A 25,257-nucleotide genomic window follows, 5' to 3' on the forward strand; every position below is an offset into this window, starting at 1 on the left:
ATAATAGCCTTGAAAATGTGATAGATATCTCACATTTCAAAAAATAAAACATAATTTATTTGTTATAAAAAAATCAATATGTAAATATATATTTAATAAAAGTGGTTTTAAGGGAGGGTGAAAAATAATGAAAATAGTGATCACTTCACATGGAGATTTATGTGAAGGCATTTTAATAAGCTATGCAATGATTGCTGGGGATACATCACATTTTACGGTAGTGAAACTTGATGAGAAAGGGATTAGTGACTTTTCAGTAAGACTAAATAACGTTCTAGATAGTTTACTAACATCAAATGAATTTGTCATTGTGTTAAGTGACATTATGGGGGGAACGCCCTATAACGAAACATTTCGTTATCTGCTCGCTAACCCTGATAAAAAAGTATTTTTAATCTCAGGATTAAATTTACCAATGTTGATTCAAGCAGGTACCGCATCTGAAGATGTATCAGATATTCACGCATTACTTGATTCAATTTTGCAAGCAGGTCAAGACGCTATTTCACTTGCACCAACAGCAATAACGAACAATGACGATTTGGATTTTTAAAAGTTAAATGATAGGAGTAAATAGTTATGGCAATCACATTAACCAGAGTGGATGATCGGGTGATTCATGGTCAAATAATGACCCGTTGGACAAAAGTAAGACCCGTCGATGGCATCTTAGTTGTTGGCGATAATATTGCCGCAGATGACTTACGAAAACGTGTACTAAAAGCGGCGGCGGGCAACTTAAAAATAGGCATTTATACCGTTGCTCAAGGAGTAGAAAAAATCCAGCAAGGCATGGAATCGGCTAAGAATTTTTTTTTAATAAGTGATTCACCTCAAACGTTTGAAAAACTCCTTAAAGCTGGAGCAAAACTCAATCCAGTACTTAATATCGGTTGTATGAATACCAGACCGGATACCAAAGTGTTAGGACGAACGGTTGCCATTGATGATAAAGACTATCAAGCTTTTGATTATATCGAAAGTCAAGGTATCACCATTGAATTTCAGTTGCTACCCGATGATGAACCGAAAAGCTGGTCAGTTATGAAGAAAAAATATGACACCTTATAGTTTTCAATAATTGAGGAAAACATCATGGAAACACTATTTATCCCAGCCTTGCTTACAGGTATATTCTGTTACTTAGGCGCGATTGAATCACCTTGGTTATTTGGTATGTCAGGAGGATTTTATGTTGTTGGACGTCCTTTGGTTGCAGGTCTTCTAGTTGGTTTAGCCTTTAATGACGTTCAAGCGGGAGTTGCTTGTGGTTTAGCCGTTCAAGCTGTTTTTATTGCTAACTTGTCAACAGGTGGCGCAACCAACAGTGAAATTACTTATGCGGCTTATGGCGGTATTGGTCTGGCATTAGCAACGACTAAAGAACCTGCGGTAGCTGTGACCTTGTCAGTATTTTTAGGGCAAACATTTGGTTTAATCTTCTATAATACTCGAATGGCAGTCTATTCGTTTTGGAATAATAGAGCACAGCAAGCTGCTGAACACAATGATACACGGGGTATCGTTCTTAATCATCTATTCTTTCCACAAATCACTACATTTTTATTAAGAGCTGTACCAATATTTTTGGCGATCTTTTATGGTTCAGGTTTAGTGGATTGGTTATTAAATCATGTACCAGAAGTAATAACAAAAATCATCTCAGTATTAGGCGGTGTATTACCTGCATTAGGTATTGCAATGCTAATGAATATTGTCATTAAATCAAAAATTCAGCTTATCTTTTTCTTTGCAGGCTTTGTACTATTAGCATTCGCTGGATTAAGTATGGTTGCGTTAGTGTTTATTTCCGCTTTAGTTGCTTATTTATACTATATGGCAATCAATAAACCCGCTGCATCAGCAATCAAAGAGTCGAATAATTCAACCTCAAATTCTGATGTATTTGAAGATGATGATCTATTTTGATAGGAGAATTAACAATGGATAAAGCAATTAATAACCAATCAAAATTGACTAAAAAAGAGTTACGTCAAATTTGGTATCGATGGGGTTTTACACATCTATCTTCAATGAGCTATGAAAAATTACAAGCTCACGCTTGGGCGTTTTCTTATATTCCGTTTGCCGAAAAATATTACAAACATGATCCCGAAGCAAAACGCCGTTTATTAACCAGACATTCAATGTTTTACAATACCGAACCGCAAACGGGACAAATCATCAATGGGATTGTCGCCTCAATGGAAGAAGAGATAGCTTTAGGTCACAACGTTCCTGAAGAGTTACCGGTTAATATCAAAGCAACGTTAATGGGACCATTAGCGGGAATTGGTGATTCATTAATTCAAGGCATCATTGTTCCTATTTTGTTATCCATTGCAATGGGTATGGCAGCAGGAGGAAATGCTATAGGTCCAATCTTCTATATTTTATCGTATGGTATTTTAGGACCATTGATTTCTTACATCAGCTTCCATTACGGTTATAAACTTGGTGTAAATGCCATTGATAATATTATTGGTGATAATGTAAAACGCATTACAGATGCCTTTAATGTTCTTGGTATTATGGTGGTGGGAGGACTTGCCGCAGGGAATATTGTGCTTAATTCAGAACTAGAAATTCCGATGGGTGAAAGCATGCGTTCATTACAAAGTGTACTGGATGGTATATTCCCTAAAATTCTACCATTAACTATGGTATTACTGGCTTGGTGGCTCGTGTCAGCCAAACAGATGAGCGCGACCAAAGTCATTTTGATCCTAACGGCCATTACTTCTGTGGGTGTCGTGATTGGTATATTTTAGTTCAATTAATTCTAAATTGAGTGATGAATAAACGCTTTCATTACAACCATCTCATATAAATTAAGGGAATTACTACTGATTCCCTTAGATACTACTTGTATTGCCCATAATTCTCTTTTTTAAACATCATTACTTCACGCTAACATCTAAATTTTCTAAAAATTTTTGTTGTATATTATGCAACAAACTTAAGTTGCAAAGATTAATGATACTTGCTGAACGAGTAGAATAACACTAAACAATCTAAAACCATTATTAGCTATAATTAACAAAAAATGAATCTTAATAGTTTTTTTAATTTGTAAAAAATATTCAGGAGTCTATACCATTTCATTTTCTTTTCACGAAATAGATTCTATTAAGTAAATGTGTCGTTAACTTGAAAATAACTTAATAATTAACTTTGAGCGTTTTTATAAGAATGAAATTTAATTAATATAACGTACAAAATAAAAAAAACCGTCAGAGTAAACTGACGGCAAATTATTGAAGGAAACTTAAAATTAAAATTTTATTTTTTTACTGCTTTTGCATTAGGTAAATCGGTAATAGAACCTTCATAAATTTCAGAAGCTAAACCGATTGATTCATGCAGTGTTGGGTGAGCATGGATGGTTAAAGCAATATCTTCTGCATCACAGCCCATTTCAACGGCTAAGGTGATTTCACCAAGTAATTCACCACCATTCGCCCCTACTACGGCACCACCGAGTAAACGATTATCCGCTTTATTAAAAATTAACTTAGTCATACCTTCTGAACAATCAGATGCAATAGCTCGTCCAGATGCTGACCAAGGGAAAATCGCAACTTCGTAATCAATGCCCTTTTCTTTTGCCTCTTTTTCAGTTAAACCAACCCAAGCAACTTCGGGTTCAGTATAGGCAATAGAAGGAATCGTTTTAGGATCGAAGAAGTGTTTTTTACCCGCGATGACTTCAGCTGCAACATGTCCTTCATGTACCCCTTTGTGAGCCAACATTGGTTGACCTACAATATCACCTATAGCATAGATATGAGGAACATTGGTACGCATTTGCTTATCCACTTCGATGAAACCTCGATCGGTAACATTTACGCCAGCTTTTTCAGCGCCGATGAGTTTACCGTTAGGAGAGCGACCAATTGCCACTAATACTGCATCATAAGTGTGAGTTTCAGTGGTGCCGTCTTTCTTCTCCATAGTGACATAAATTGCATCGTGTTTTGCTTCAACTGTCGCCACTTTAGTTTCAAGTCTTAACGTGAATTTATTTTGAATCTGCTTAGTAAAGACTTTGATCACATCTTTATCCGCAGCAGGGATCACTTGATCGAGCATTTCAACCACATCAACTTCTGAACCTAAGGCATGGTATACGGTTCCCATCTCAAGACCGATAATTCCACCGCCCATTAATAATAATTTTTTAGGAATGGTGGTTAATGCTAACGCATCCGTTGAATCCCAAATTCGTGGATCATCATGAGGAATAAAAGGTAATTGAATTGGGCGTGAGCCTGCGGCAATAATGGCATTATCAAAAGTAATTTTAGTAATACCTTTAGCTGATGTCACATCCATTGTATGGCTACCAGTAAACTGAGCGTCACCTTGAATGACATTCACTTTACGCATTTTAGCCATGCCTGCAAGACCGTTAGTCAATTGATTAATGACCTTTTCTTTCCAAGCTCGCACTTTATCCAGTTCTAGCTTTGGTGTACCAAAATGAATACCGTGCGCGGTCAATGATTTGGCTTCATCCATAACTTTAGCAACATGTAGCAATGCTTTAGATGGAATACAACCCACATTTAGGCACACACCACCTAACGTTGAATAGCGTTCAACTAAGGTGACATCTAATCCAAGATCGGCAGCACGAAAGGCAGCGGAGTAACCCGCTGGACCTGCACCTAGAACGACAAGCTGTGTTTTAACTTCTTGACTCATAATCTATATTCCCCCACTACATCACTAAACGACGTAAGTCGGATAAAACGTTAACAATATGACTTAGGAAGCGTGCACCATCTGCTCCGTCGATCACACGGTGATCGAAAGATAAAGATAATGGCAACATTAAGCGAGGTGTAAATTCTTTACCGTTCCAAATAGGTTTCATGCTAGAACGAGAAACACCTAAAATACCCACTTCCGGAGCGTTCACAATTGGCGTGAATGAAGTTGTACCAATTCCCCCTAAGCTGGAAATAGTGAAGCAACCACCTTGCATATCGCTACCCGTTAATTTACCATCCCGTGCTTTTTTAGAGATTTCCGCAAGTTCACGAGAAAGATCAACAATACCCTTTTTATCAACATCTTTAAATACAGGTACGACAAGTCCGTTTGGTGTATCAACCGCTACACCAATATTAATGTATTTTTTGATAATTAGAGTTTGCGCATCTTCAGATAATGAACTGTTAAAACGTGGATAAGCTTTTAACGCGCTGGCTACCGCTTTCATTATAAAGACCAGTGGTGTGATCTTAAGGTCGAGTTTTTTCTTCTCAGCTTCGGCATTTTGTTGTTTGCGGAATGCTTCAAGATCAGTAATATCTGATTCATCAAACTCAGTAACATGAGGGATCATTACCCAGTTACGATGTAAATTAGCACCTGATACTTTTTGAATTTTAGTTAATGGTAAGCTTTCTATTTCACCAAACTTACTAAAATCAACTTTTGGCCAAGGTAATAAGCCAGGTAGAGCACCACCCGCAGCGCCACTCTCAACTTGTTTAACCGCATTTTTAACATACGCTTGAATATCTTCACGTAAAATACGATGTTTTGGTCCTGTTGGCGTGACTTTAGCCAAATTAACACCAAATTCACGCGCTAAGCGACGTACTGACGGTGTGGCATGTGCATAGGCATCGTTTTCAACAAAATCATTACCTGAAGTGACTGGTACCGTTGCAGATGCAGTAGGCGTTGCAGCAACCGCAGGGGTGGGTGCTGATGCAGTTGGTGTTGAAGCTGGAGCAGGATCTGTCGCTGCACTATTAGCCGTAGATGCTGCTGTAGTCGTTTCAAATTCCATAATTTTGGAACCAGTTTTAACTTTATCACCAACTTTAATGATAATATTTTTAACTACACCGGCAACTGGTGCAGGAATTTCCATTGAGGCTTTATCACCCTCAACCGTTATAATATTGTCATCAATCGCAACAGTATCACCTACCTTGACTGAAATTTCGGTAACTTCAACCTCGTCACCACCAATATCTGGAACATTAACATCAACAGTTTGACTCACAGAAGAAGTAGTCGGTGTGACTTCAACTTTTGCTGCTGTTGGTTGTGATGCTGATTGTGGCGCTGGAGCAGTTGCGCCACCCTCTTCATCAAATACCATAATGTCTACACCAGTTTTAACTTTATCACCAACTTTAACAATGATTGATTTTACAATCCCTGCTTGTGGAGCAGGAATTTCCATTGAAGCTTTATCACCTTCTACCGTCATGATGTTATCATCAACAGCGACCTTATCACCCACTTTTACTAAAATTTCGGTAACTTCAACTTCATCATTACCAATATCAGGCAATTTAATTTCAATACTCATTCTTTTTACCTCTTATGCAATACGTGGGTTGAGTTTATCAGCATTGATCTCGAACTTTTTGATCGCTTCTTCAACGACACTTGCTTCAATGTCACCGCGTTTAGCAAGCTCACCTAATGCTGCAATGACAACATAAGAAGCATCGACTTCAAAGTGATGACGTAAATTTTCACGGCTATCACTGCGTCCGAAACCATCCGTTCCTAATACACGATAATTTTCCGCTGGTACAAAGCCGCGTATTTGTTCGGCAAACAGTTTCATATAGTCAGTTGAAACAACAGCTGGATTATTATTCATTACTTGCGCCACGTAAGGCACTTTCGGTGTTTCGCTTGGATGTAACATGTTGTAACGTTCACAATCTTGACCATCACGAGCAAGTTCAGTAAATGAAGTGACACTATAGATATCAGAACCAACACCATACTCTTTAGCTAAAATATCCGCCGCATCACGTACATGACGTAAAATTGAACCAGAACCTAATAGCTGAACGGTTGGTTTACCGTTTTGACCTTGAACAGTGTCAAGTTTATAGATACCACGACGGATCCCCTCTTCCACACCTTCAGGCATTGCAGGTTGAGCATAGTTTTCATTTAGTGTCGTAATATAGTAGTAGACGTTTTCTTGATCGCCATACATACGACGTAAACCATCTTGCATAATAACGGCAACTTCATAAGCATAAGCAGGATCGTAAGATACGCAGTTTGGAATCGTTAAAGCTTGAATATGACTGTGACCATCTTGATGTTGTAACCCTTCACCATTTAAGGTTGTTCGGCCTGAAGTACCACCAATCATAAAGCCTCGCGCTTGCTGATCACCCGCTGCCCACATCAAATCACCAATACGTTGGAAACCAAACATTGAGTAATAGATGTAAAATGGAATCATTGGGTAATCATTAGTGCTGTACGATGTTGCCGCAGCAATCCATGATGCTGTTGCACCACATTCATTGATCCCCTCTTGTAGGATTTGCCCTTTTTCATCTTCACGATAATAAGCCACTTGTTCTCTATCTTGCGGGGTATATTGTTGACCATGCGGATTATAAATACCGATTTGACGGAATAGTCCTTCCATACCAAAAGTACGAGCTTCATCTGCTAGAATCGGTACTAGACGTGGCGCAAGATCTTTGTCTTTCAACATGATATTAAGCGCTCGTACAAAAGCAATAGTTGTTGAAATTTCTTTAGTTTGTGCTTCAAGTAGTGGAGCAAATTCACTTAAAGGAGGAATTGAGACCGTTCCTGAAAAATGAGTTAATCTTGATGGTACATAACCATTTAAAGCGTTACGGCGTTCATGAATGTATTTATATTCAGGTGTGTGCTCTTCAAATTTAATGTATGGTAATTTTTCTAAAGCATCATCCGTAACAGGAATATTAAAGAAGTCACGCACATGACGCACACCATCCATATTCATTTTTTTCACTTGGTGAGCAATATTTTTCGCTTCCGCTGCTTCACCCATACCATAACCTTTGATAGTATGCGCTAAAATAACTGTTGGTCGGTCTTTGGTCTCTTTAGCACGCATAAAGGCTGCAAACATTTTAGATGGGTCTTGACCACCACGATTAAGTCTGAAGATTTCTTCATCCGACATATCTTTTACTAATTCTGCTGTTTCAGGATATTTACCAAAGAAATGCTCACGTACATAAGCACCATCTTTTGATTTAAAGGTTTGATAATCACCATCAAGCGTTTCATTCATTAATCTTACTAATTTGCCAGATTTATCTTTTTGTAGGAGTTTATCCCAACGGTCACCCCAAATAACTTTGATAACATTCCAACCTGCACCAGCAAAAACACCTTCTAGTTCATTGATGATTTTACCATTACCGGTAACTGGACCATCTAAACGTTGTAAGTTACAATTGATGACGAATACTAAGTTATCCAGTTTTTCACGAGTAGCTACCGTAATTGCACCTTTAGATTCTGGCTCATCCATTTCACCATCACCTAAGAAAGCATAAACAGTTTGTTCTGTGGTGTCTTTTAGACCACGATGATTTAAATATTTTAAGAATCGAGCTTGATAAATAGCACTTACCGGTCCCAATCCCATTGAAACGGTTGGGAATTGCCAAAATTCAGGGAGTAATTTAGGGTGCGGATATGATGGAAGTCCTTTACCGTGAACTTCTTGGCGGAAATTATCGAGTTGTTCTTCAGTGAGTCGGCCTTCAATAAATGCTCTTGAATAGATACCTGGGGAAATATGACCTTGGAAATAAACTAAATCACCACCGTCTTTGTCATTTCTAGCTCTGAAAAAGTGGTTAAAACAGACTTCGTAAAAAGTTGCTGCTGATTGGAATGATGCCATATGTCCACCAAGCTCTAAATCCTTTTTAGATGCTCTTAACACCATCATAATTGCATTCCAACGCACAATTGAACGAATCCGTCTTTCTATTTCCCAATCGCCTGGATACGCTGGCTGTTCTTCTACCGGAATGGTATTAATATAATTACTGGTTGAAGAACCAAAAAGTAAAGGAACTCCTCCTTCTTTTGCCTTATTGACTAATTGTTCAATAATATACTGCGCACGTTCAATTCCTTCTTCACGAATGATTGAATCAAGACTTTTGAGCCAATCTTGCGTTTCAACAGGATCGATATCATTCATTTGCATGTCCGACATATAAAAACCTCTTTTTTGTTTATAAAAATGCAGTATTTGCCATCCTTAGCTACAGCTAAAACTATAACTAACTTTGTAAGCTTCAACTCTGCATTATGGAGCTTTATGGATATAAGTCTGCCATTTTCCAAAAAAAAGTAAAGCAGACAACTGGTTAGAAAAGAATGTTAATTCCTATTAAATTAATCAACTATTTCAATTGTTATGTAAAGAAAAAGATAATTATTTGATATAAATCAAATTTAAGAAACATTGAATTGCTAGAACTACTAACATCGGTTATACCGTGTTTACCTATGTGTTGTCAAGCTATAGTAAAATCTGATATATAGAAAGAACTTTACTAAAAATTAAATTTGCATAGAGCAAAAAATAATATGATCACAAACAATATTATAATTAGAGAGTTACATACTCAACCTTACATGCAAACCTATCAAGCTATGCATGATTTTACGCTCAATCGCAATGAACAAACGCCTGATGAAATATGGCTAGTTGAGCACTATCCTGTTTTTACGCAAGGCAGAGTTGGCAAACCAGAACATTTATTACATCAAACAGACATTCCAATTGTCGCAACCGATCGTGGTGGACAAATTACCTATCATGCACCCGGTCAGCAAATCATGTATATCTTATTTGATTTAAAACGTCGTAAAATAGGTATTCGTGATATTGTTAGCTGTTTAGAAAAATGCGTCATTCAAACTTTGGCACATTATGATATTATGTCTTATGCTAAAGCAGAAGCTCCTGGTGTATATATTGATCACAAAAAGATTTGCTCTTTAGGATTACATATCAAACGAGGATGTACACTGCATGGGCTTGCATTAAATATCGATATGGATCTGGCACCATTTAAAAACATTAATCCTTGTGGTTACGCTGGATTGCAGATGACTCAATTAAAAGAATTTGTCCCACAAATTAACCGTTCTGAATTAAAACAATTGTTGACCAACAATTTTATTAATCTGTTAACAAACTAATCTAATAAGATATCTATTATGCAAAATAATGAAACCATAGTCAGAAGTTCAAAATATCGAGATGCGGATAAAACACGACTCATTCCAACCGTTACGTTAGAAGATGCTGCGCCTTTAAAAAAACCCGATTGGATGAAAATCAAAATACCAGTTCATTCCACCAATATTGCGCATATTAAAAGTACGATGCGTAAACATGGATTGCATTCCGTATGTGAAGAAGCGTCTTGCCCTAACTTAGCCGAATGTTTTAATCATGGTACCGCCACTTTTATGATCTTAGGAGATATCTGTACACGACGATGTCCATTTTGTGATGTTGCGCACGGACGACCATTACCTCCAGACCGCGAAGAACCGGTTAAACTCGCTCAAACCATTCAAGAGATGAAATTACGTTATGTGGTAATAACTTCGGTCGATCGTGATGATTTAAAAGATGGTGGAGCTAGCCATTTTGCAGACTGTACTCGCGAAATTCGCGCATTAAGTCCAAATATTAAAGTTGAAACGCTTACACCTGATTTTCGTGGTTGTATCGATAAGGCTGTCGAAGTATTAAGTGATAATCCACCTGATGTATTTAACCACAATTTAGAGAATATTCCGCGGTTATATAAAAAGATACGCCCTGGAGCCAATTATGTAGGTTCACTTAAATTATTATCGGCATTTAAAGAAAAACACCCAGATATTCCGACAAAGTCCGGTTTAATGGTTGGACTTGGTGAAACCAATGAAGAGTTAATTCAGGTTCTAAAAGATTTACGAACTCACGGCGTAACCATGTTAACACTGGGTCAATATTTACAACCAAGTAAGTATCACTTACCCGTCGAACGTTATGTTTCACCCGAAGAATTTGACGAACTCAAGCAAATTGCCTTAGGTATGGGATTTACTCATGCGGCCTGCGGACCATTTGTTCGATCCTCTTACCATGCTGATTTACAAGCGATGGGAAAAGAGGTGAAGTAAATAAAAACAGTTACCTTATAAAGGTTGCTAATGAACAATGATAAGATAAGCGTTGATACCATTTCATAAATATCATCACTTATCCTTTAAAATTATATCTGATTTGGAAAAGCAACAACAAAAGCAGTCACATTGGGTTTACCGATTAAAACAAGCTGCTTTTTTTTGTTTTCTTGACTATTTTCAACCGCTAATGTTAAAGATAACCAATAGGCACAGTTTCTAACTGAACCTATAGAAAAATCGACATCAAAAAAATTATTTAATTTAAATTGAATATCAGTCAGATGCGTCATAATCGATTTATTCTGTTCTTCTGATACTTGGCTTGTCCAAATACCATCATAATCACTTTGATTATCTTCTCCCCACAATAGTGCTTTATCAAGAGTTTCCGTTAATGTTGAAGTTTGTTCACTGCGATGAACTTTCACGGTTCGAGCTTTAAAATCGGATAATAATGGATCTTCTATTGCTTCTTCTCCTGCAAAAAGAATAACTGAAGCAAATTCACCTTCATTTTCGGTTGGTGATTGAAAAAGGTGGGCATTTATCACCAACAATAAATCACTATCATAATCGCTATTATCTAACCATGATTCTATAAATGTGGTGCTTGTTGCCGAATCGTTGATTTCAAAACTGGTTGGTTTAACAAATTTACCAAATGTTTTAAGCCATATCCTTTCTAACTCATCAGTTGTTATTTGCGTATCAATAAATATACGCACATGTAATTTAAGTTGTGATGATAATTGATTAAGGATCAGTTGATAATCAGGTAACCAGTTATTAAATAACAATTCAATCCTTTTGGGAATATCACTAGGATAGATATTTTCAGGAACGGTTAAGGAACCATATTTAAAAAATAGACCATTATTACCAACTGGTTTTGTACTTAAGGAGAGTTTACTTTCGGCAACGCCTACACCATTTCCATATTTACCATGACTGGTTTCAAGAGAATGGCTAACAACATATAATCCTCTTTTTGCAAACTCAATCAGGTGTTGATGCTCCCTTTCACAATTATAATTCCATTCTTCAATATAAATATTATTATAAAATCGTATATATATTTTATATACAAAACAAAAAGACCATAATAAAAATGGTGTTATACCTGAGCAACAGATAAACCAAAAATCAGATATACCAAAAAAGTAACCATAACTGAGTGTAGCGATAAACCCGATAAGGAAAAATATTATAAGCAGTGCAAGCCAACGCCATAGTTTGATTTTTCCTTTTTTGGGCAATGGTTTGGGTAAGGATTCAAAATCAATAGCCATCAGCTTTTTCCTACTTCAGGCAGTGAAGAGATTAAGGCACAACCACAGGCAGCATGATGTCCATCTAAGGCGATTTTTTTGCCCTGATCTTTCATTGTTGCTTCACCTTCAACAATTGGGTTTACTCCATGTTTATGTATTGGACAACTGACAAGATCGCCAACACGTGCAATTGGTTTTCCACATACTTTTATCGTTGTTGATCCAGTAATGACTTTACCACCATGATCTGTATCATCCCCTAATCGAATGACGCCTCGATACTTACTCATTTCAAATCCTTGTTTATACTTTCTTTCATCAAAATTTTATAATAGTACATTATTTAACATCGTATTATTTATCTTCAATTATAACCTAACAAATCACCACTATAATATGTTTCGTTACATTTAATTTTATGAACATCATTGAAGTTAGATAAATATTTCAGGTAATTTTACTTATATTTGTATATAAAATCCATTTAACTTCTACTATTTATTTATCACCATTTTGGTTCTATCAACTCACTGATTTTAATTATTATATTTTAATACTAACTTATCAATATAAAGAAATGTTAATTTGGTGCTTTTTGGTTATAGTTATTGCGACTAAAAAGGAGATTTAGCTAAATATTACGGTTATTAATTGGATAATTTTTTATTGTTTATCCGTTAATTATTTTCCAGAGGGTTGCAAAACTCGATAAGATGACGATTCTTGATATATATCACCATTTTTTCCTTTCATATAAGGTAGCGTTTGAGTGTATATAATATCTGGCAAGCGTACGGAAGTAGAACCATATAACGCTTTAAGTTTATCTTGATTGTTAATTACCCATTCCGGAGTGTTAATTACTTGATAATTGATTGTTACTTCAAATTGTGTCTCGTTATTACTATTCTTTCCGAGTTTATTCATTTTTTCGTTCACATCTGTGACTTCAATGACTTTTATCGGTCCATAACAAAAGGCATTATTGTAAATTGTGTCTCCATTTAGTGTTTTGTTAAAAAAAGAATATAGATATTTTTGTCCCAACTCGGTTAAATCATAGTGAAAAAGGCTTTGTTTAGTTTTAACGGGTTGTCGAGTTAATAAGCCTATTTCTGCAAATAAAGGTAAAGTATTTGCTAAATCTTCTTTATTCCAACCCATCCATTTAGTATCTTCCTTTGAGGGAGAAATGTCTGTATAAGGGAATTTTACAGATCCCAAATAAAAGCAAAAATCCCCTTTAACATTGGCTTTTTTGCGAGCACTGTCAAAACCATCTTGTATAACGCGTTTAAATTCCTTTTTATTGTAACAACCTGACAAAGTGTTAATAACTAGAGTTAGGATTATTAATTGGTGAACATTAATTAAGTTAACTTTCATTAGTACTCATTACTCCTTCAAGAAAAAGGTATTTATATAATTTTTGCATTCATACATGACTAGTGGCTGATAATTGAGATTAATTTTTCATAATTTAATCGCTATTAGTGATCAGACTTAATCAATTTATAATGTATACTATCTTCATATAATTTATCTCCTTTACCTACATAAAATGTTACGACATCTCGGTAAGTTTCTTCTGGTAAACTTACTGTTATTGGTTCATATATAGCATTGAGTTTATTTTCCGAATTTAATACCCAATCCGGTACATTAATTACATGATAATTATAAGTAACATAAAAATTGGTTTGATTGTAACTATAACCCTTTGCACGCGTATATTCATTTTTTTCGACATCTGTTACACTCTCTACCACTATCTGACCATAGCAAAAAGAATTTTCATATATCGGGTCACTTCCGCTTCTATCAATATCTTGATATCGGTATTTTTCTCCTAATTCGGTCACTTCATAATGATAAAGTTCGGGGTGTCCTTCTACCGGCTCACGAGTCAATAAACCAATCTCTGCGAACAATGGTAACGTTTTTATTAATTTTTCTTTATTCCATTTTTGCCATTTACTATCATCTTCTAATACTGGCTCGTCGGTATAAGGGAATTTTACGTCCCCTACATAGTAGCAAAAATCACCTTTTAGTTTAGTGCTAGCATGCACTTTGTCCCAACCATCTTTAATTCTTTGCTTAAACTCTTCTTTGTTATAGCAACCCAATAAAGTGCTAATAGTTACAACCATAACTATTAATTGGCTTATTTTAATTAAATTTAATTTCATTGATTCTTGTTGCCTTCCTAAAAAAAATCAGCCATATAGTTTTTGCATTCATACATGACCAATGGCTGATAATTGAGATTAATTCCTCATAACTTACTTGATATTAGTCTTAAGGCTTAATCAATTTATAACGTATACCATCTTGATATAATTTATCTCCCTTACCTACATAAAATGTTACGACATCTCGGTAAGTTTTTTCTGGTAACCTTACTGTTATTGGTTCATATATAGCATTGAGTTTATTTTCTGAATTTAATACCCAATCCGGTACATTAATTACATGATAATTATAAGTAACATAAAAATTGGTTTTATTGTAACTATAACCCTGAGCACGCGTATATTCTTTTTTTCGACATCTGTTACGTCCCCTACCACTATCTGACCATAACAAAAAGAATTTTCATATCTCGTTCGGCTTCCACTTCTATTAATATATTGATATCGGTATTTTTCCCCTAATTCGGTCACTTCATAATGATAAAGCTCGGGGTGTCCTTCTACTGGCTCACGAGTTAATAAGCCAATCTCGGCAAATAAAGGTAATGTTTTGGCAAGATCTTCTTTATTCCACTTACGCTGTTTACTATCATCTTCTAATACTGGCTCGTCAGTATAAGGAAATTTCACGTCACCTACATAGTAGCAAAAATCACCTTTAAATTTGGTGCTAGCGTGAATTTTATCAAAACCGTCTTTAATTCTTTGCTTAAACTCTTCTTTATTATAGTTATCACAACCAAAAAGAAGACTGGTTACAAATATTGCGATTGTTAATTGAATAATTTTTTTCATCATTTATTCTTTATCAGTTAATAACTTTCCAGAAGGTTGCATAAGAAAATAAGAGGAAGATTTATTATATAGTTTTCCATCTTTACCTTTTATATACAATAAGCTTTGAGGGTATGTAACATCTGGCAAGCGCACAGAACTAGAATCATACACAGCTTTAAGTTTATCTTGATTATTAATTACCCATTCTGGGGTGTTTACTACTTGATAATTGATTTTTACTGTAATTTGCGTTTCATTATAACCGCTCAAACCTCGTTCATACGTTTTTTCGCTCACATCTGTAACTTTAATGACTTTTATCGGACCATAGCAAAATGAGTTATCGTAAATTGGTTCGACATCTCGACGATCAATATCTTCATATTGATATTCACGTCCTAAATCTGTTAAATCATAATGATAAAGTCCCTCTTTACCGTCAACGGGTTGACGAGTCAATAAGCCTATTTCTGCAAATAATGGTAAAGTTTTAGCTAATTTAGTTTTATTCCAAATTGCCCACTGAATATCATCTGCTAATACTGGCTCGTCGGTATAAGGAAATTTCACAGAACCCAAATAAAAACAGAAATTTCCTTTGATTTTGAGGTCAGTTTGAACTCCATCATACATATTTTGAGCTGATTTTTTGAACTCCTCTTTATCATAGGTATCGCAACCAAAAAGAAGACTGGACACAAGTATTAGGATTGTTAATTGAATAATTTTTTTCATCATTTATTCTTTATCAGTTAACAACTTTCCATAAGGTTGCATAAGAAAATAAGAGGAATATTTATTATATAGTTTTCCATCTTTACCTTTTATATACAATAAGCTTTCAGGGTATGTAACATCTGGCAAGCGCACAGAACTAGTACGATATAACGCTTTGAGTTTATCTTGATTATTAATCACCCATTCTGGGGTGTTTACTACTTGATAATTGATTTTTACTGTAATTTGCGTTTCATTATAACCGCTCAAACCTCTTTCATAAGTTTCTTCGCTCACATCTCTGACTTTAATGACTTTTATCGGACCATAGCAAAATGAGTTATCGTAAATTGGTTCGACATCTTGACGATCAATATGTTCATATTGATATTCACGACCTAAATCTGTTAAATCATAATGATAAAGTCCCTCCTTACTTTCAACGGGATGACGAGTTAATAAGCCTATTTCTGCAAATAAAGGTAAGGTTTTTGCTAAATCCTCTTTATTCGAACGTTCCCATTTAGAATCTTCGTTTGAAAGAGGAATATCTGTATAAGGGAATTTCACAGAACCCAAATAATAACAGAAATTTCCTTTGATTTTGAGGTTAGTTTGAACTCTATCATACATATTTTGAGCTGATTTTTTGAACTCATCTTTATTATAGGTATCGCAACCCAAAAGAAGACTGGACACAAGTATTAGGATTGTTAATTGAACATTATTTTTCATTATATATTTTCCTATATCTTAAAAACCGTTTACAAGAGAGTGATGATTTTTATAAGTGTAATAAATCATCAATGGTTGGTTGTCAACAATTTTATTTTGACTATTTTGCGACGTTTGACCTTTCGGCCAATAATTTAATTGTAAATAAATCTCTTCAATACTTATATAACAAAATTCGCCCACTTTATAAAAAACTTGAAAATAATTCAATTCATTATTTTTTGAATCCGTTGCTTTTTTATATGACTCAATTTGTCCCACCTTACTTGGAATTAAATCATTCTTTCTAACAATAGGTTCCAGTGGTATCTGCCGTTTTATCAATAAATCTTCTGGTGAATCGTTGACAAACTCTAAGATTGGAAATTTGGTACCATTGGTAATTTTTAAAGCAACGGTTTCTTTATTATTTCTATCAAAAAACCTCAATATGGCTTCAAAATAACTTTGTTTAGGTATGTAGTTGGGTAAAACAAATGAGATATAAATTTCCCGACACAAGTGTGCAACATCTGCAGCCCTTTCTGGGTGACCTATTTGGTCATAATCTTTTTTAGAATCCTTATATGTTCGCATTTGTTCTAAATAATAAATCGGCTGTTTTTCTAACTGTATTACTGCATGTAGATTAATCAAAGCTGCCATAAAGTCATTAATTTCCAGTGCCATACCATCAAAGGTCGCAGCATAAGCGATGCCTTTATCTGATGATTTGGTGCCAAACAAGCAGTTATTAAACCAGATTTGCATTTTATCCCAATCGTCTGATTCATCTTTAAATATTTTTTGGATAAGCGCTACGACAAGTTGTGCCACCAATGCGAACACAAAAATCGCAACGCCAATAGGCCCGCTGAACATAGATATGGATAACATTAAGCATATCGATTGTGCTAAGTTAGCAATCCCCGATATAACCTGTAAACCACCTGCGATACACAAAGCTGTACCAACAGCACCTCTTTTTTGCATTCCTTTAGCAAAAAGGAAGCATCCTTCAGTAATGGAAATCACACTGCTAATTATGCCCATAACACCTACAGCACCAGCTGAGATTTTAAATATACCATTAACTAACGTGCTTAAACTTGCTCGGTTGGTAATAAATGTTCTGACAGCTTGACTCAGCGTTAAATCAGCAAATTTAAGCAATTCATTTATGGTATTTGTGAATCCCGCCACAACTTTATAAAAACCAAACTGTACATCACGCTTAATTTCATAGCGTATTGTTTCGCCAATCGAATTATCTTCTAATTTTTTTAAGTTTTCCTGATATTGGATATAAGTAACACCTGCTCGCAATCCAGCTGTTAACAACGCCAAAAAAGACTCGTTACAAATATTGCAGTTGTTAATTGGCTAATTTTTTTCATCATTTATTCTTTATCAGTTAATAACTTTCCATAAGGTTTCTTAAGAAAATGGGCTGATGAATCTTTATACAATTTGCCATCTTTACCTTTTATGTATAGTAGCATGTGGGGATAAGTAACATTTGGCAATTGCACGGAACTAGAATCATACACAGCTTTAAGTTTATCTTGATTGTTAATTACCCATTCAGGCGTATCAACAACTTGATAATCAAAATAAACAGATACTTGTGTTTCATTATAACCGCTCAAACCTCGTTCATACGTTTTTTCGCTCACATCTGTAACTTTAATGACTTTTATCGGGCCATAGCAAAACGAGTTATCATAAATTGTTCGTCCACTCCCTGACTTTTTATAAGAAGAGTATAAATATTCTTGCCCCAACTCGGTCAAATCATAATGATAAAGTCCCTCTTTACCGTCAACGGGCTGACGAGTTAATAAGCCTATTTCTGCAAATAAGGGTAAGGTTTTTGCTAAATCCTCTTTGTTCCAACCTTCCCATTGACTATCCTCCTTGGAAGGAGGAATATCTGTATAAGGAAATTTTACAGAGCCCAAATAAAGACAGAAATGCCCTTTAATTTTTAGATTAGCCTGTACTCTATCATAAGTGTTTTGAATTAACTTTTTGAACTCATCTTTATTATAGGTATCACACCCCCAAAAGAAGACTCGTTAAAAATATTGCGGTTGTTAATTGGATAATTTTTTTCATCATTTATTCTTTATCAGTTAATAACTTTCCTGAAGGGTTCATTACGAGATAAAACCATGACTCTTCATATAATTTGCCATCTTTACCTTGTATATACAGTAAGCTTTGAGGATATGTAACATCTGGCAAGCGCACAGAACTAGCACCATACAACGCTTTGAGTTTATCTTGATTATTAATCACCCATTCTGGAGTGTTTACTACTTGATAATCAATATCAACTGATATTTGTGTTTCATTATAACCTCTCAAACCTCTTTCATACGTTTTTTCGCTCACATCTGTAACTTTAATGACTTTTATAGGGCCATAGCAAAACGAGTTATCGTAAATTGGTTCGACATCTCGACGATCAATATCTTCATATTGATATTCACGACCTAAATCTGTTAAATCATAATGATAAAGTCCCTCTTTACCGTCAACCGGCTGACGAGTTAATAAGCCTATTTCTGCAAATAAGGGTAATGATCTAGATAATTTTCCTTTATTCCAAATTGCCCACTGAATATCATCTGCTAATACTGGCTCGTCGGTATAAGGAAATTTTACAGAACCCAAATAATAACAGAAATTTCCTTTGATTTTGGCTTTAGCTTGTACTCTATCATAAGAGTTTTGAATTAACTTTTTGAACTCATCTTTATTATAGGTATCACAACCAAAAAGAAGACTGGACACAAGTAGTAGGATTGTTAATTGGACATTATTTTTCATTATATATTTTCCTATATCTTAAAAACCGTTCACAGGGGAGTGATGATTTTTATAAGTGTAATAAATCATCAATGGTTGGTTGTCAACAATTTTATTTTGACTATTTTGCGAAGTTTGACCTTTTGGCCAATAATTTAATTGTAAATAAATCTCTTCAATACTTAGATAACAAAATTCGCCCACTTTATAAAAAACTTGAAAATAATTCAATTCATTATTTTTTGAATCCGTTGCTTTTTTATATGACTCAATTTGTCCCACCTTACTTGGAATTAAATCATTCTTTCTAACAATAGGTTCCAGTGGTATCTGCCGTTTTATCAATAAATCTTCTGGTGAATCGTTGACAAACTCTAAGATTGGAAATTTGGTACCATTGGTAATTTTTAAAGCAACGGTTTCTTTATTATTTCTATCAAAAAACCTTAATATGGCTTCAAAATAACTTTGTTTAGGTATGTAGTTGGGTAAAACAAATGAGATATAAATTTCCCTACAATATTTTGCAACTTCTATAGCTCTTTCTTTTTGACCTACTTGATCATAAGCATCTTTAGAATCCTTATATGTTCGCATTTGTTCTAAGTAATAAATTGGTTTTTCTTGTAATTGTATTACTGCATCTAGATTAATCAAAGCTACCATAAAGTCATTAATTTCCAGTGCCATACTATCAAAGGTCGCAGCATAAGCGATGCCTTTATCTGATGATTTGGTGCCAAACAAGCAGTTATTAAACCAGATTTGCATTTTATCCCAATCGTCTGATTCATCTTTAAATATTTTTTGGATAAGCGCTACGACAAGTTGTGCCACCAATGCGAACACAAAAATCGCAACGCCAATAGGCCCGCTGAACATAGATATGGATAACATTAAGCATATCGATTGTGCTAAGTTAGCAATCCCCGATATAACCTGTAAACCACCTGCGATACACAAAGCTGTACCAACAGCACCTCTTTTTTGCATTCCTTTAGCAAAAAGGAAGCATCCTTCAGAAATGGAAATCACACTGCTAATTATGCCCATAACACCTACAGCACCAGCTGAGATTTTAAATATACCATTAACTAACGTGCTTAAACTTGCTCGGTTGGTAATAAATGTTCTGACAGCTTGACTCAGCGTTAAATCAGCAAATTTAAGCAATTCATTTATGGTATTTGTGAATCCCGCCACAACTTTATAAAAACCAAACTGTACATCACGCTTAATTTCATAGCGTATTGTTTCACCAATCGAATTATCTTCTAATTTTTTTAAATTTTCCTGATATTGGATATAAGTAACACCTGCTTGTAATCCAGCGGTTAACAACTGACTGCTAGCAATACCAACACTTATGGCATTCACTCTTGTGGTAGGATTTAATCCTGCGTTTTTAACTGAATTTAAAATAGATTCTCCATTCATTTTTTTAATATTATTATAGCTTTGAATGAATATTTTTTTTAAATCTTTAAATGGAAACCTCATTACCGATGGATCGCCTAAAAAATAGCGGCACACTGCACGGAAAAATGTCCTACCACTAGCCAGGATTCTTGGTGCATTCGCCACTTCAGCTATTTTATTGGCCACATCCATATAATTCAATCTACGTTCAACAACATCCCAGTCAGTTTTGGCTTGTTGACTACTGTCGGATACCGTATAATCAAACGTTGGTAATGGAGTGGCACTGTGGGATAACGGCTCAAAATAAGTCTGTATTGAATTTAATTCAAGGGCCGGGATGTTTTGTAACTGTAAATATAATATTAATTCCCCATTAACAATTAGGCCACTTTCAATCATGAGTTTTTTGGCATTTTGTTTGATCAAACTGTCTTTTTGTGTTTCAGCTTTCTCAGTAGGGCGATTAGTTATTCCTGAAGATACCCGTGTTAATAACATGGAGTAAAGCGTTAACATTAATTGACCTTTTTCACTGAAAAAACTCCCATCCAATTGGTTTTGGGGCTGTTCAGCTTCAAGTTCTTGTAAAATGATTTTAGTTTGTTGTTGTCGCTCCTGCTCTGCTTTCAGTTGATTTTCTTCCTGCTGTTGCAGATGTTTTTTAATTTCTTCATTATTGGTTTCATGCATTAATTGTGGTTGGAACTCAGAAATTGTCGACAGTTCATCTTCCATAATTTTAAGACGTTTATGTAAAACAAGCTCCCAAAAACTGCCTTTTTTACCGTCAATAATATGATAAAGCAGACTATTTTTGTTATTTAGTAATGAATCCCATACGGCTGTTTGTTCTTCGGTCTTAATGCCCCCTAAATAAGCAAAATCAATTAAGGCTAAAAAATCGGTTAGATACCCAACATGGTTATTGGATGCATTGGTATCACACTCAATCAGCCAAAATTCACAATCATTAAACTTATTGATTGATTTTGGTGCATATTCTGAACAACCCTCAAATCCAAATAGCCATGTTAAATAATAAAAATAATCTTGTGAAAAATTTGATATTGACTCCAAAATAGCATTGTAATCCTCTTTATCTTCCTCAAGAAACTTTCTTTCTTTTTCCAAATCAAGTAAATTATCGTATTTAGCTCGTTCTTTCGCAATTTTTTCTTTAGTAGCTTGTAGAATAGTATTATCACATCGGAACGCTCGAACATCTTTATAAATAAGGTCTGAATTTTGTCCTTTTTGCTTTTTTTCCAGTTGTTTACGCTTTTCTTCTTCACTCAAGGGGATTTCGATAAGCCCTTCATTTAAATATTTTTTTGAATTTGGCCAGACTTCTATTATCTCTCTAGGGCCTGCTTTCCCTATAGAAATATAATCATAATAAATCATATCTTTGGCTTGGGATATCTCTATCGATTCAATTTGGTTTCGATAATCATTAATAAGTGATAATGTTTTACGCAGGTGAAGACGCTCTTCACTAAAATACTTGCTTTTAGCAACTGAAGTTTTCACTACCGCATGATAAGCTGGCTTATATTCTTCTATGTCAGAAGTCTTTTCCTCTGATTTTTCTATATTTTCATCAAGACTTTCCTTGAGTTTTTCATCTAACCGTTTATTGGATTCAAATAATTTTCTAAAGTGCTCATCTATTTTTTTATTATATATTTCTTCCGCTTTTACAACCGATTGTGCTATCGGTTCAATTTTTAACTGACGCTGTAGACTTAATTCTTCAGCAATACCAAATGGATCTTCAACAATAACTACCGGTACAACATATTTGCCCGATTGTTGAAATTTTTTAATCTGGTCTTCCAATTTTCTAGATTCAGCCTCATATTCATATTCTACGCCGTTTCTTTTTTCTACGCCGTATCCTTTACGGTCGCGTAGTGAATTGAATTTATGGGCAGTTATAAAGGTGTTTTCGTCTTGGATTAACTCTTTTTGATTGTTCTCATCATTATTTTCATTATCATTATGCACTATCATTTTTGGATCAACGGCTAATTCTAATAATGAATTTGCAGATTCTAACGAACTAAATCTAAAACTGCGTTTACCCCCTTCAGTAAGCTTATCAGGATCTTTGTGAGACTCTTCACTCAAATTTATTTTGGTAAAGCGTTTTAATGCAGTATCTAAGTCAATCGTTTTTGTATTGCGTTCAACGACTTGAGCTGCTTCATCTTGCGATTCAGATGAATCTTGCTCTTTCTTAGAGGGTAAATCGATGGTAATGGAAGATTCGTTCATCAATTTAAGGTATTTTTCAATAGTACTGTTTTTTCCTTGTGACCAAGCTCGGCGAGTATAGGCTATATAGGCTTCGCCTTCATACACACTGGTATCTATATTAATAAAAGAACCGGGTATATGGTGATTATTGCCGTCTTTAGTACAGCCTGTAGGAATTTCTTTAACATTGCGTTCTTTAACATCGGTAATGGTTTTATGACGAAATACACCTGATGGAGTGACTTCATATCCCATAAATTCCCAACCTTTTTGTTTATGTTTGACTAGAATATAAACATAACCTACCCGTAAGGTTCGATACACATATTTATGAGTAATTAAATCCACTTCCGGTTCACGATTGTCCTCAGAGAGTTTTTTCTCAGCGAGACCAATATTATGATCTGATATAAAAGTTGCACTAACCGGTGCTTTTCGGACTAAAAAAATCGGAAAACCTTTACGTTCACATACACCACAGTTGCCATTGGCTAAAGGTGAATGGGAATCCTTTCCTTTATCCAGTTCACCATAAATTATTCTATCTTCTAAATCTACTGCTTTTTTTGTTTTTCTTTGCTTATTGTTTCTGTTTGTTCTGTATTTTCTAAATTACCGGCCATTGTTTCTTCCATTATTCATTCTTATTTATTTTAGTTTTTGCATTCATACTTGACCAATGGCTGATAATTGAGATTAATTTTTCATAACTTACTTGATATTAGTCTTAAGGCTTAATCAATTTATAACGTATACCATCTTGATATAATTTATCTCCCTTACCTACATAAAATGTTACGATATCTCGGTAAGTTTCTTCTGGTAAACTTACTGTTATTGGTTCATATATAGCATTGAGTTTATTTTCTGAATTTAACACCCAATCCGGTACATTAATTACATGATAATTATAAGTAACATAAAAATTGGTTTGATTGTAACTATAACCCTTTGCACGTGTATATTCATTTTTTTCGACATCTGTTACGTCCCCTACCACTATCTGACCATAACAAAAAGAATTTTCATATCTCGGTTTGCTTCCTCTTCTAACAATATCTTGATATCGGTATTTTTCCCCTAATTCGGTCACTTCATAATGATAAAGTTCGGGGTGTCCTTCTACTGGCTCACGAGTCAATAAACCAATCTCGGCAAATAAAGGCAATGTTTTGGCAAGATTTTCTTTATTCCACTTACGCTGTTTACTATCATCTTCTAATATGGGCTCATCAGTATAAGGGAATTTAACGTCACCTACATAGTAGCAAAAGTCGCCTTTTAGTATAGTACTAGCATGCACTTTGTCCCAACCATCTTTAATTCTTCGCTTAAACTCTTCTTTGTTATAGCAACCCAATAAAGTACTAATAGTTAAAACCATAATTATTAATTGGCTTATTTTAATTAAATTTAATTTCATGAGAATATCTCGCTTTTTACAGTATCATGTATCACTATTGGATGAGTTTCAACACTTTTATTTTGGTCATTTTTGATCGTTTTTCCTTTAGGCCAATATAGCACTTGCATATAGATTTCACTATTAACAGGGAAATAACATTCACCCGTTTTATAATAAATTTGAAAATACCCTAAATTTTTACCTTCTTCATCTGCGGCATCTTGATAGGATTCAACTCGGCCAACTTTACTTTTTCTCAAATCTTTTTCTCGGGTCACTGGCTTTAAAGGCTCGGGTCGTTTGACCAAAATATCCGTTGGCGAATTATCAACGAAGTCCAGTATTGGGTATTTTTCACCATTACTTAATTTAACCGTAGCCACTTCATTACTTTTAGCGTCATAAAAACGAAGCATCCCTTCATAATCACTTATATTCAAATCATAATTCGGCAAACCAAGTGATATATAAACCTCTTTACTCGCTGAGTCAACTGCCGTAAAAATTGGGAATGTCGTCACAATTCCGGAAGTGGCCGCCATTACATCTTTATTTGCTCGTGTTTTATCTGAATAAAAGGTTGAATTACCTAAGTGTATAACAGCATAAACTCCACTTCTTGCCACCATGTAGTCATTAATTGCCATTGCCATACTATCAAAACTTGATAAATAGGCCTTACCTTTAT

The 25,257-nt window shown here is 34.9% G+C and carries 22 protein-coding genes; 6 read left to right on the forward strand and 16 right to left on the reverse strand.

Annotated features, from left to right (window positions below):
- The first annotated feature begins 127 nt into the window (after positions 1-127).
- From H3S73_RS07480 to H3S73_RS07495, 4 genes are read left to right on the forward strand one after another with little or no spacing between them, the layout of a single operon-like run.
- Positions 128-553 carry a PTS sugar transporter subunit IIA gene (locus H3S73_RS07480; RefSeq protein ID WP_144091888.1) on the forward strand — a complete coding sequence of 142 codons (426 nt, stop codon included), beginning with the start codon at positions 128-130 and terminating at the stop codon, positions 551-553.
- 26 nt (positions 554-579) lie between these two features.
- The gene (locus tag H3S73_RS07485) at positions 580-1,071 is read left to right on the forward strand and encodes a PTS sugar transporter subunit IIB (RefSeq protein WP_025315142.1); all 492 of its coding nucleotides are present in this window, start codon (positions 580-582) and stop codon (positions 1,069-1,071) included.
- Between the two features lie 24 nt (positions 1,072-1,095).
- Positions 1,096-1,929: a PTS sugar transporter subunit IIC gene (locus H3S73_RS07490; protein WP_172398097.1), complete on the forward strand. Its 834-nt coding sequence runs from the start codon at positions 1,096-1,098 to the stop codon at positions 1,927-1,929.
- Between the two features lie 14 nt (positions 1,930-1,943).
- Positions 1,944-2,771: a PTS system mannose/fructose/sorbose family transporter subunit IID gene (locus tag H3S73_RS07495; RefSeq protein WP_025315140.1), complete on the forward strand. Its 828-nt coding sequence runs from the start codon at positions 1,944-1,946 to the stop codon at positions 2,769-2,771.
- 511 nt (positions 2,772-3,282) lie between these two features.
- Here H3S73_RS07495 and lpdA read toward each other — a convergent pair.
- From lpdA to aceE, 3 genes are read right to left on the reverse strand one after another with little or no spacing between them, the layout of a single operon-like run.
- Positions 3,283-4,707 (reverse strand): dihydrolipoyl dehydrogenase, encoded by a 1,425-nt coding sequence (gene lpdA, locus H3S73_RS07500; protein ID WP_198236205.1) that lies wholly within the window; start codon positions 4,705-4,707, stop codon positions 3,283-3,285.
- A 16-nt stretch (positions 4,708-4,723) separates the two neighbouring features.
- Complete coding sequence (gene aceF / locus H3S73_RS07505; RefSeq protein WP_198236204.1) at positions 4,724-6,337, reverse strand: pyruvate dehydrogenase complex dihydrolipoyllysine-residue acetyltransferase; 1,614 nt, start codon at positions 6,335-6,337, stop codon at positions 4,724-4,726.
- A gap of 12 nt (positions 6,338-6,349) precedes the next feature.
- Complete coding sequence (gene aceE, locus H3S73_RS07510) at positions 6,350-9,016, reverse strand: pyruvate dehydrogenase (acetyl-transferring), homodimeric type (protein ID WP_039128263.1); 2,667 nt, start codon at positions 9,014-9,016, stop codon at positions 6,350-6,352.
- A 377-nt stretch (positions 9,017-9,393) separates the two neighbouring features.
- On the opposite strand from aceE, the gene lipB reads away from it, so the two are divergent.
- Together lipB and lipA are read left to right on the forward strand one after the other, a co-directional pair.
- Complete coding sequence (gene lipB, locus H3S73_RS07515; RefSeq protein ID WP_039128260.1) at positions 9,394-10,011, forward strand: lipoyl(octanoyl) transferase LipB; 618 nt, start codon at positions 9,394-9,396, stop codon at positions 10,009-10,011.
- Positions 10,012-10,029: 18 nt separating this feature from the next.
- Positions 10,030-10,989, forward strand: a complete 960-nt coding sequence (gene lipA, locus H3S73_RS07520; protein WP_039128257.1) for a lipoyl synthase — start codon at positions 10,030-10,032, stop codon at positions 10,987-10,989.
- A gap of 92 nt (positions 10,990-11,081) precedes the next feature.
- On the opposite strand, the gene H3S73_RS07525 is transcribed toward lipA, so the two are convergent.
- The 13 genes from H3S73_RS07525 to H3S73_RS07585 all read right to left on the reverse strand — a co-directional run.
- Complete coding sequence (locus H3S73_RS07525; protein ID WP_198236203.1) at positions 11,082-12,284, reverse strand: hypothetical protein; 1,203 nt, start codon at positions 12,282-12,284, stop codon at positions 11,082-11,084.
- A complete protein-coding gene (locus tag H3S73_RS07530; protein WP_039128253.1) occupies positions 12,284-12,556 on the reverse strand; it encodes a PAAR domain-containing protein in 273 nt (90 codons plus the stop codon). The genes H3S73_RS07525 and H3S73_RS07530 overlap by 1 nt, the downstream gene beginning before the upstream one ends.
- Before the next feature lie 391 nt (positions 12,557-12,947).
- On the reverse strand, positions 12,948-13,652 hold the full coding sequence (locus H3S73_RS07535; RefSeq protein ID WP_198236202.1) for a hypothetical protein: 705 nt from the start codon (positions 13,650-13,652) through the stop codon (positions 12,948-12,950).
- A 104-nt stretch (positions 13,653-13,756) separates the two neighbouring features.
- Positions 13,757-14,458 (reverse strand): hypothetical protein, encoded by a 702-nt coding sequence (locus tag H3S73_RS07540; protein WP_198236201.1) that lies wholly within the window; start codon positions 14,456-14,458, stop codon positions 13,757-13,759.
- A 279-nt stretch (positions 14,459-14,737) separates the two neighbouring features.
- Complete coding sequence (locus tag H3S73_RS07545) at positions 14,738-15,256, reverse strand: hypothetical protein (protein WP_198236944.1); 519 nt, start codon at positions 15,254-15,256, stop codon at positions 14,738-14,740.
- Between the two features lie 3 nt (positions 15,257-15,259).
- Positions 15,260-15,973, reverse strand: a complete 714-nt coding sequence (locus H3S73_RS07550) for a hypothetical protein (protein ID WP_198236943.1) — start codon at positions 15,971-15,973, stop codon at positions 15,260-15,262.
- A 3-nt stretch (positions 15,974-15,976) separates the two neighbouring features.
- The gene (locus tag H3S73_RS07555) at positions 15,977-16,534 is read right to left on the reverse strand and encodes a hypothetical protein (protein ID WP_198236942.1); all 558 of its coding nucleotides are present in this window, start codon (positions 16,532-16,534) and stop codon (positions 15,977-15,979) included.
- Between the two features lie 174 nt (positions 16,535-16,708).
- Positions 16,709-18,016, reverse strand: a complete 1,308-nt coding sequence (locus H3S73_RS07560) for a hypothetical protein (protein WP_198236941.1) — start codon at positions 18,014-18,016, stop codon at positions 16,709-16,711.
- 53 nt (positions 18,017-18,069) lie between these two features.
- A complete protein-coding gene (locus H3S73_RS07565; RefSeq protein WP_198236940.1) occupies positions 18,070-18,630 on the reverse strand; it encodes a hypothetical protein in 561 nt (186 codons plus the stop codon).
- Positions 18,631-18,790: 160 nt separating this feature from the next.
- Positions 18,791-19,504: a hypothetical protein gene (locus tag H3S73_RS07570; RefSeq protein WP_198236939.1), complete on the reverse strand. Its 714-nt coding sequence runs from the start codon at positions 19,502-19,504 to the stop codon at positions 18,791-18,793.
- Positions 19,505-19,522: 18 nt separating this feature from the next.
- Positions 19,523-23,704 (reverse strand): toxin VasX, encoded by a 4,182-nt coding sequence (locus tag H3S73_RS07575; protein ID WP_370548795.1) that lies wholly within the window; start codon positions 23,702-23,704, stop codon positions 19,523-19,525.
- Positions 23,705-23,891: 187 nt separating this feature from the next.
- The gene (locus H3S73_RS07580; RefSeq protein WP_198236937.1) at positions 23,892-24,587 is read right to left on the reverse strand and encodes a hypothetical protein; all 696 of its coding nucleotides are present in this window, start codon (positions 24,585-24,587) and stop codon (positions 23,892-23,894) included.
- On the reverse strand, positions 24,584-25,257 hold a 674-nt coding region (locus H3S73_RS07585; RefSeq protein WP_198248898.1), incomplete at its 5' end, for a hypothetical protein. The genes H3S73_RS07580 and H3S73_RS07585, both read right to left, overlap by 4 nt.

The organism is Gilliamella sp. B14384G12 (genome assembly GCF_016101825.1).
GTDB lineage: Bacteria > Pseudomonadota > Gammaproteobacteria > Enterobacterales > Orbaceae > Gilliamella > Gilliamella apicola_N.

Excerpts from the sequence above, each read along its gene's own strand:
- H3S73_RS07480 (WP_144091888.1), top strand. The coding sequence starts at position 128 with ATGAAAATAGTGATCACTTCACATGGAGATTTATGTGAAGGCATTTTA.
- H3S73_RS07485 (WP_025315142.1), top strand. The coding sequence starts at position 580 with ATGGCAATCACATTAACCAGAGTGGATGATCGGGTGATTCATGGTCAA.
- H3S73_RS07490 (WP_172398097.1), top strand. The coding sequence starts at position 1,096 with ATGGAAACACTATTTATCCCAGCCTTGCTTACAGGTATATTCTGTTAC.
- H3S73_RS07495 (WP_025315140.1), top strand. The coding sequence starts at position 1,944 with ATGGATAAAGCAATTAATAACCAATCAAAATTGACTAAAAAAGAGTTA.
- lpdA (WP_198236205.1), bottom strand. The coding sequence starts at position 4,707 with ATGAGTCAAGAAGTTAAAACACAGCTTGTCGTTCTAGGTGCAGGTCCA.
- aceF (WP_198236204.1), bottom strand. The coding sequence starts at position 6,337 with ATGAGTATTGAAATTAAATTGCCTGATATTGGTAATGATGAAGTTGAA.
- aceE (WP_039128263.1), bottom strand. The coding sequence starts at position 9,016 with ATGTCGGACATGCAAATGAATGATATCGATCCTGTTGAAACGCAAGAT.
- lipB (WP_039128260.1), top strand. The coding sequence starts at position 9,394 with ATGATCACAAACAATATTATAATTAGAGAGTTACATACTCAACCTTAC.
- lipA (WP_039128257.1), top strand. The coding sequence starts at position 10,030 with ATGCAAAATAATGAAACCATAGTCAGAAGTTCAAAATATCGAGATGCG.
- H3S73_RS07525 (WP_198236203.1), bottom strand. The coding sequence starts at position 12,284 with ATGGCTATTGATTTTGAATCCTTACCCAAACCATTGCCCAAAAAAGGA.
- H3S73_RS07530 (WP_039128253.1), bottom strand. The coding sequence starts at position 12,556 with ATGAGTAAGTATCGAGGCGTCATTCGATTAGGGGATGATACAGATCAT.
- H3S73_RS07535 (WP_198236202.1), bottom strand. The coding sequence starts at position 13,652 with ATGAAAGTTAACTTAATTAATGTTCACCAATTAATAATCCTAACTCTA.
- H3S73_RS07540 (WP_198236201.1), bottom strand. The coding sequence starts at position 14,458 with ATGAAATTAAATTTAATTAAAATAAGCCAATTAATAGTTATGGTTGTA.
- H3S73_RS07545 (WP_198236944.1), bottom strand. The coding sequence starts at position 15,256 with ATGAAAAAAATTATTCAATTAACAATCGCAATATTTGTAACCAGTCTT.
- H3S73_RS07550 (WP_198236943.1), bottom strand. The coding sequence starts at position 15,973 with ATGAAAAAAATTATTCAATTAACAATCCTAATACTTGTGTCCAGTCTT.
- H3S73_RS07570 (WP_198236939.1), bottom strand. The coding sequence starts at position 19,504 with ATGAAAAATAATGTCCAATTAACAATCCTACTACTTGTGTCCAGTCTT.
- H3S73_RS07580 (WP_198236937.1), bottom strand. The coding sequence starts at position 24,587 with ATGAAATTAAATTTAATTAAAATAAGCCAATTAATAATTATGGTTTTA.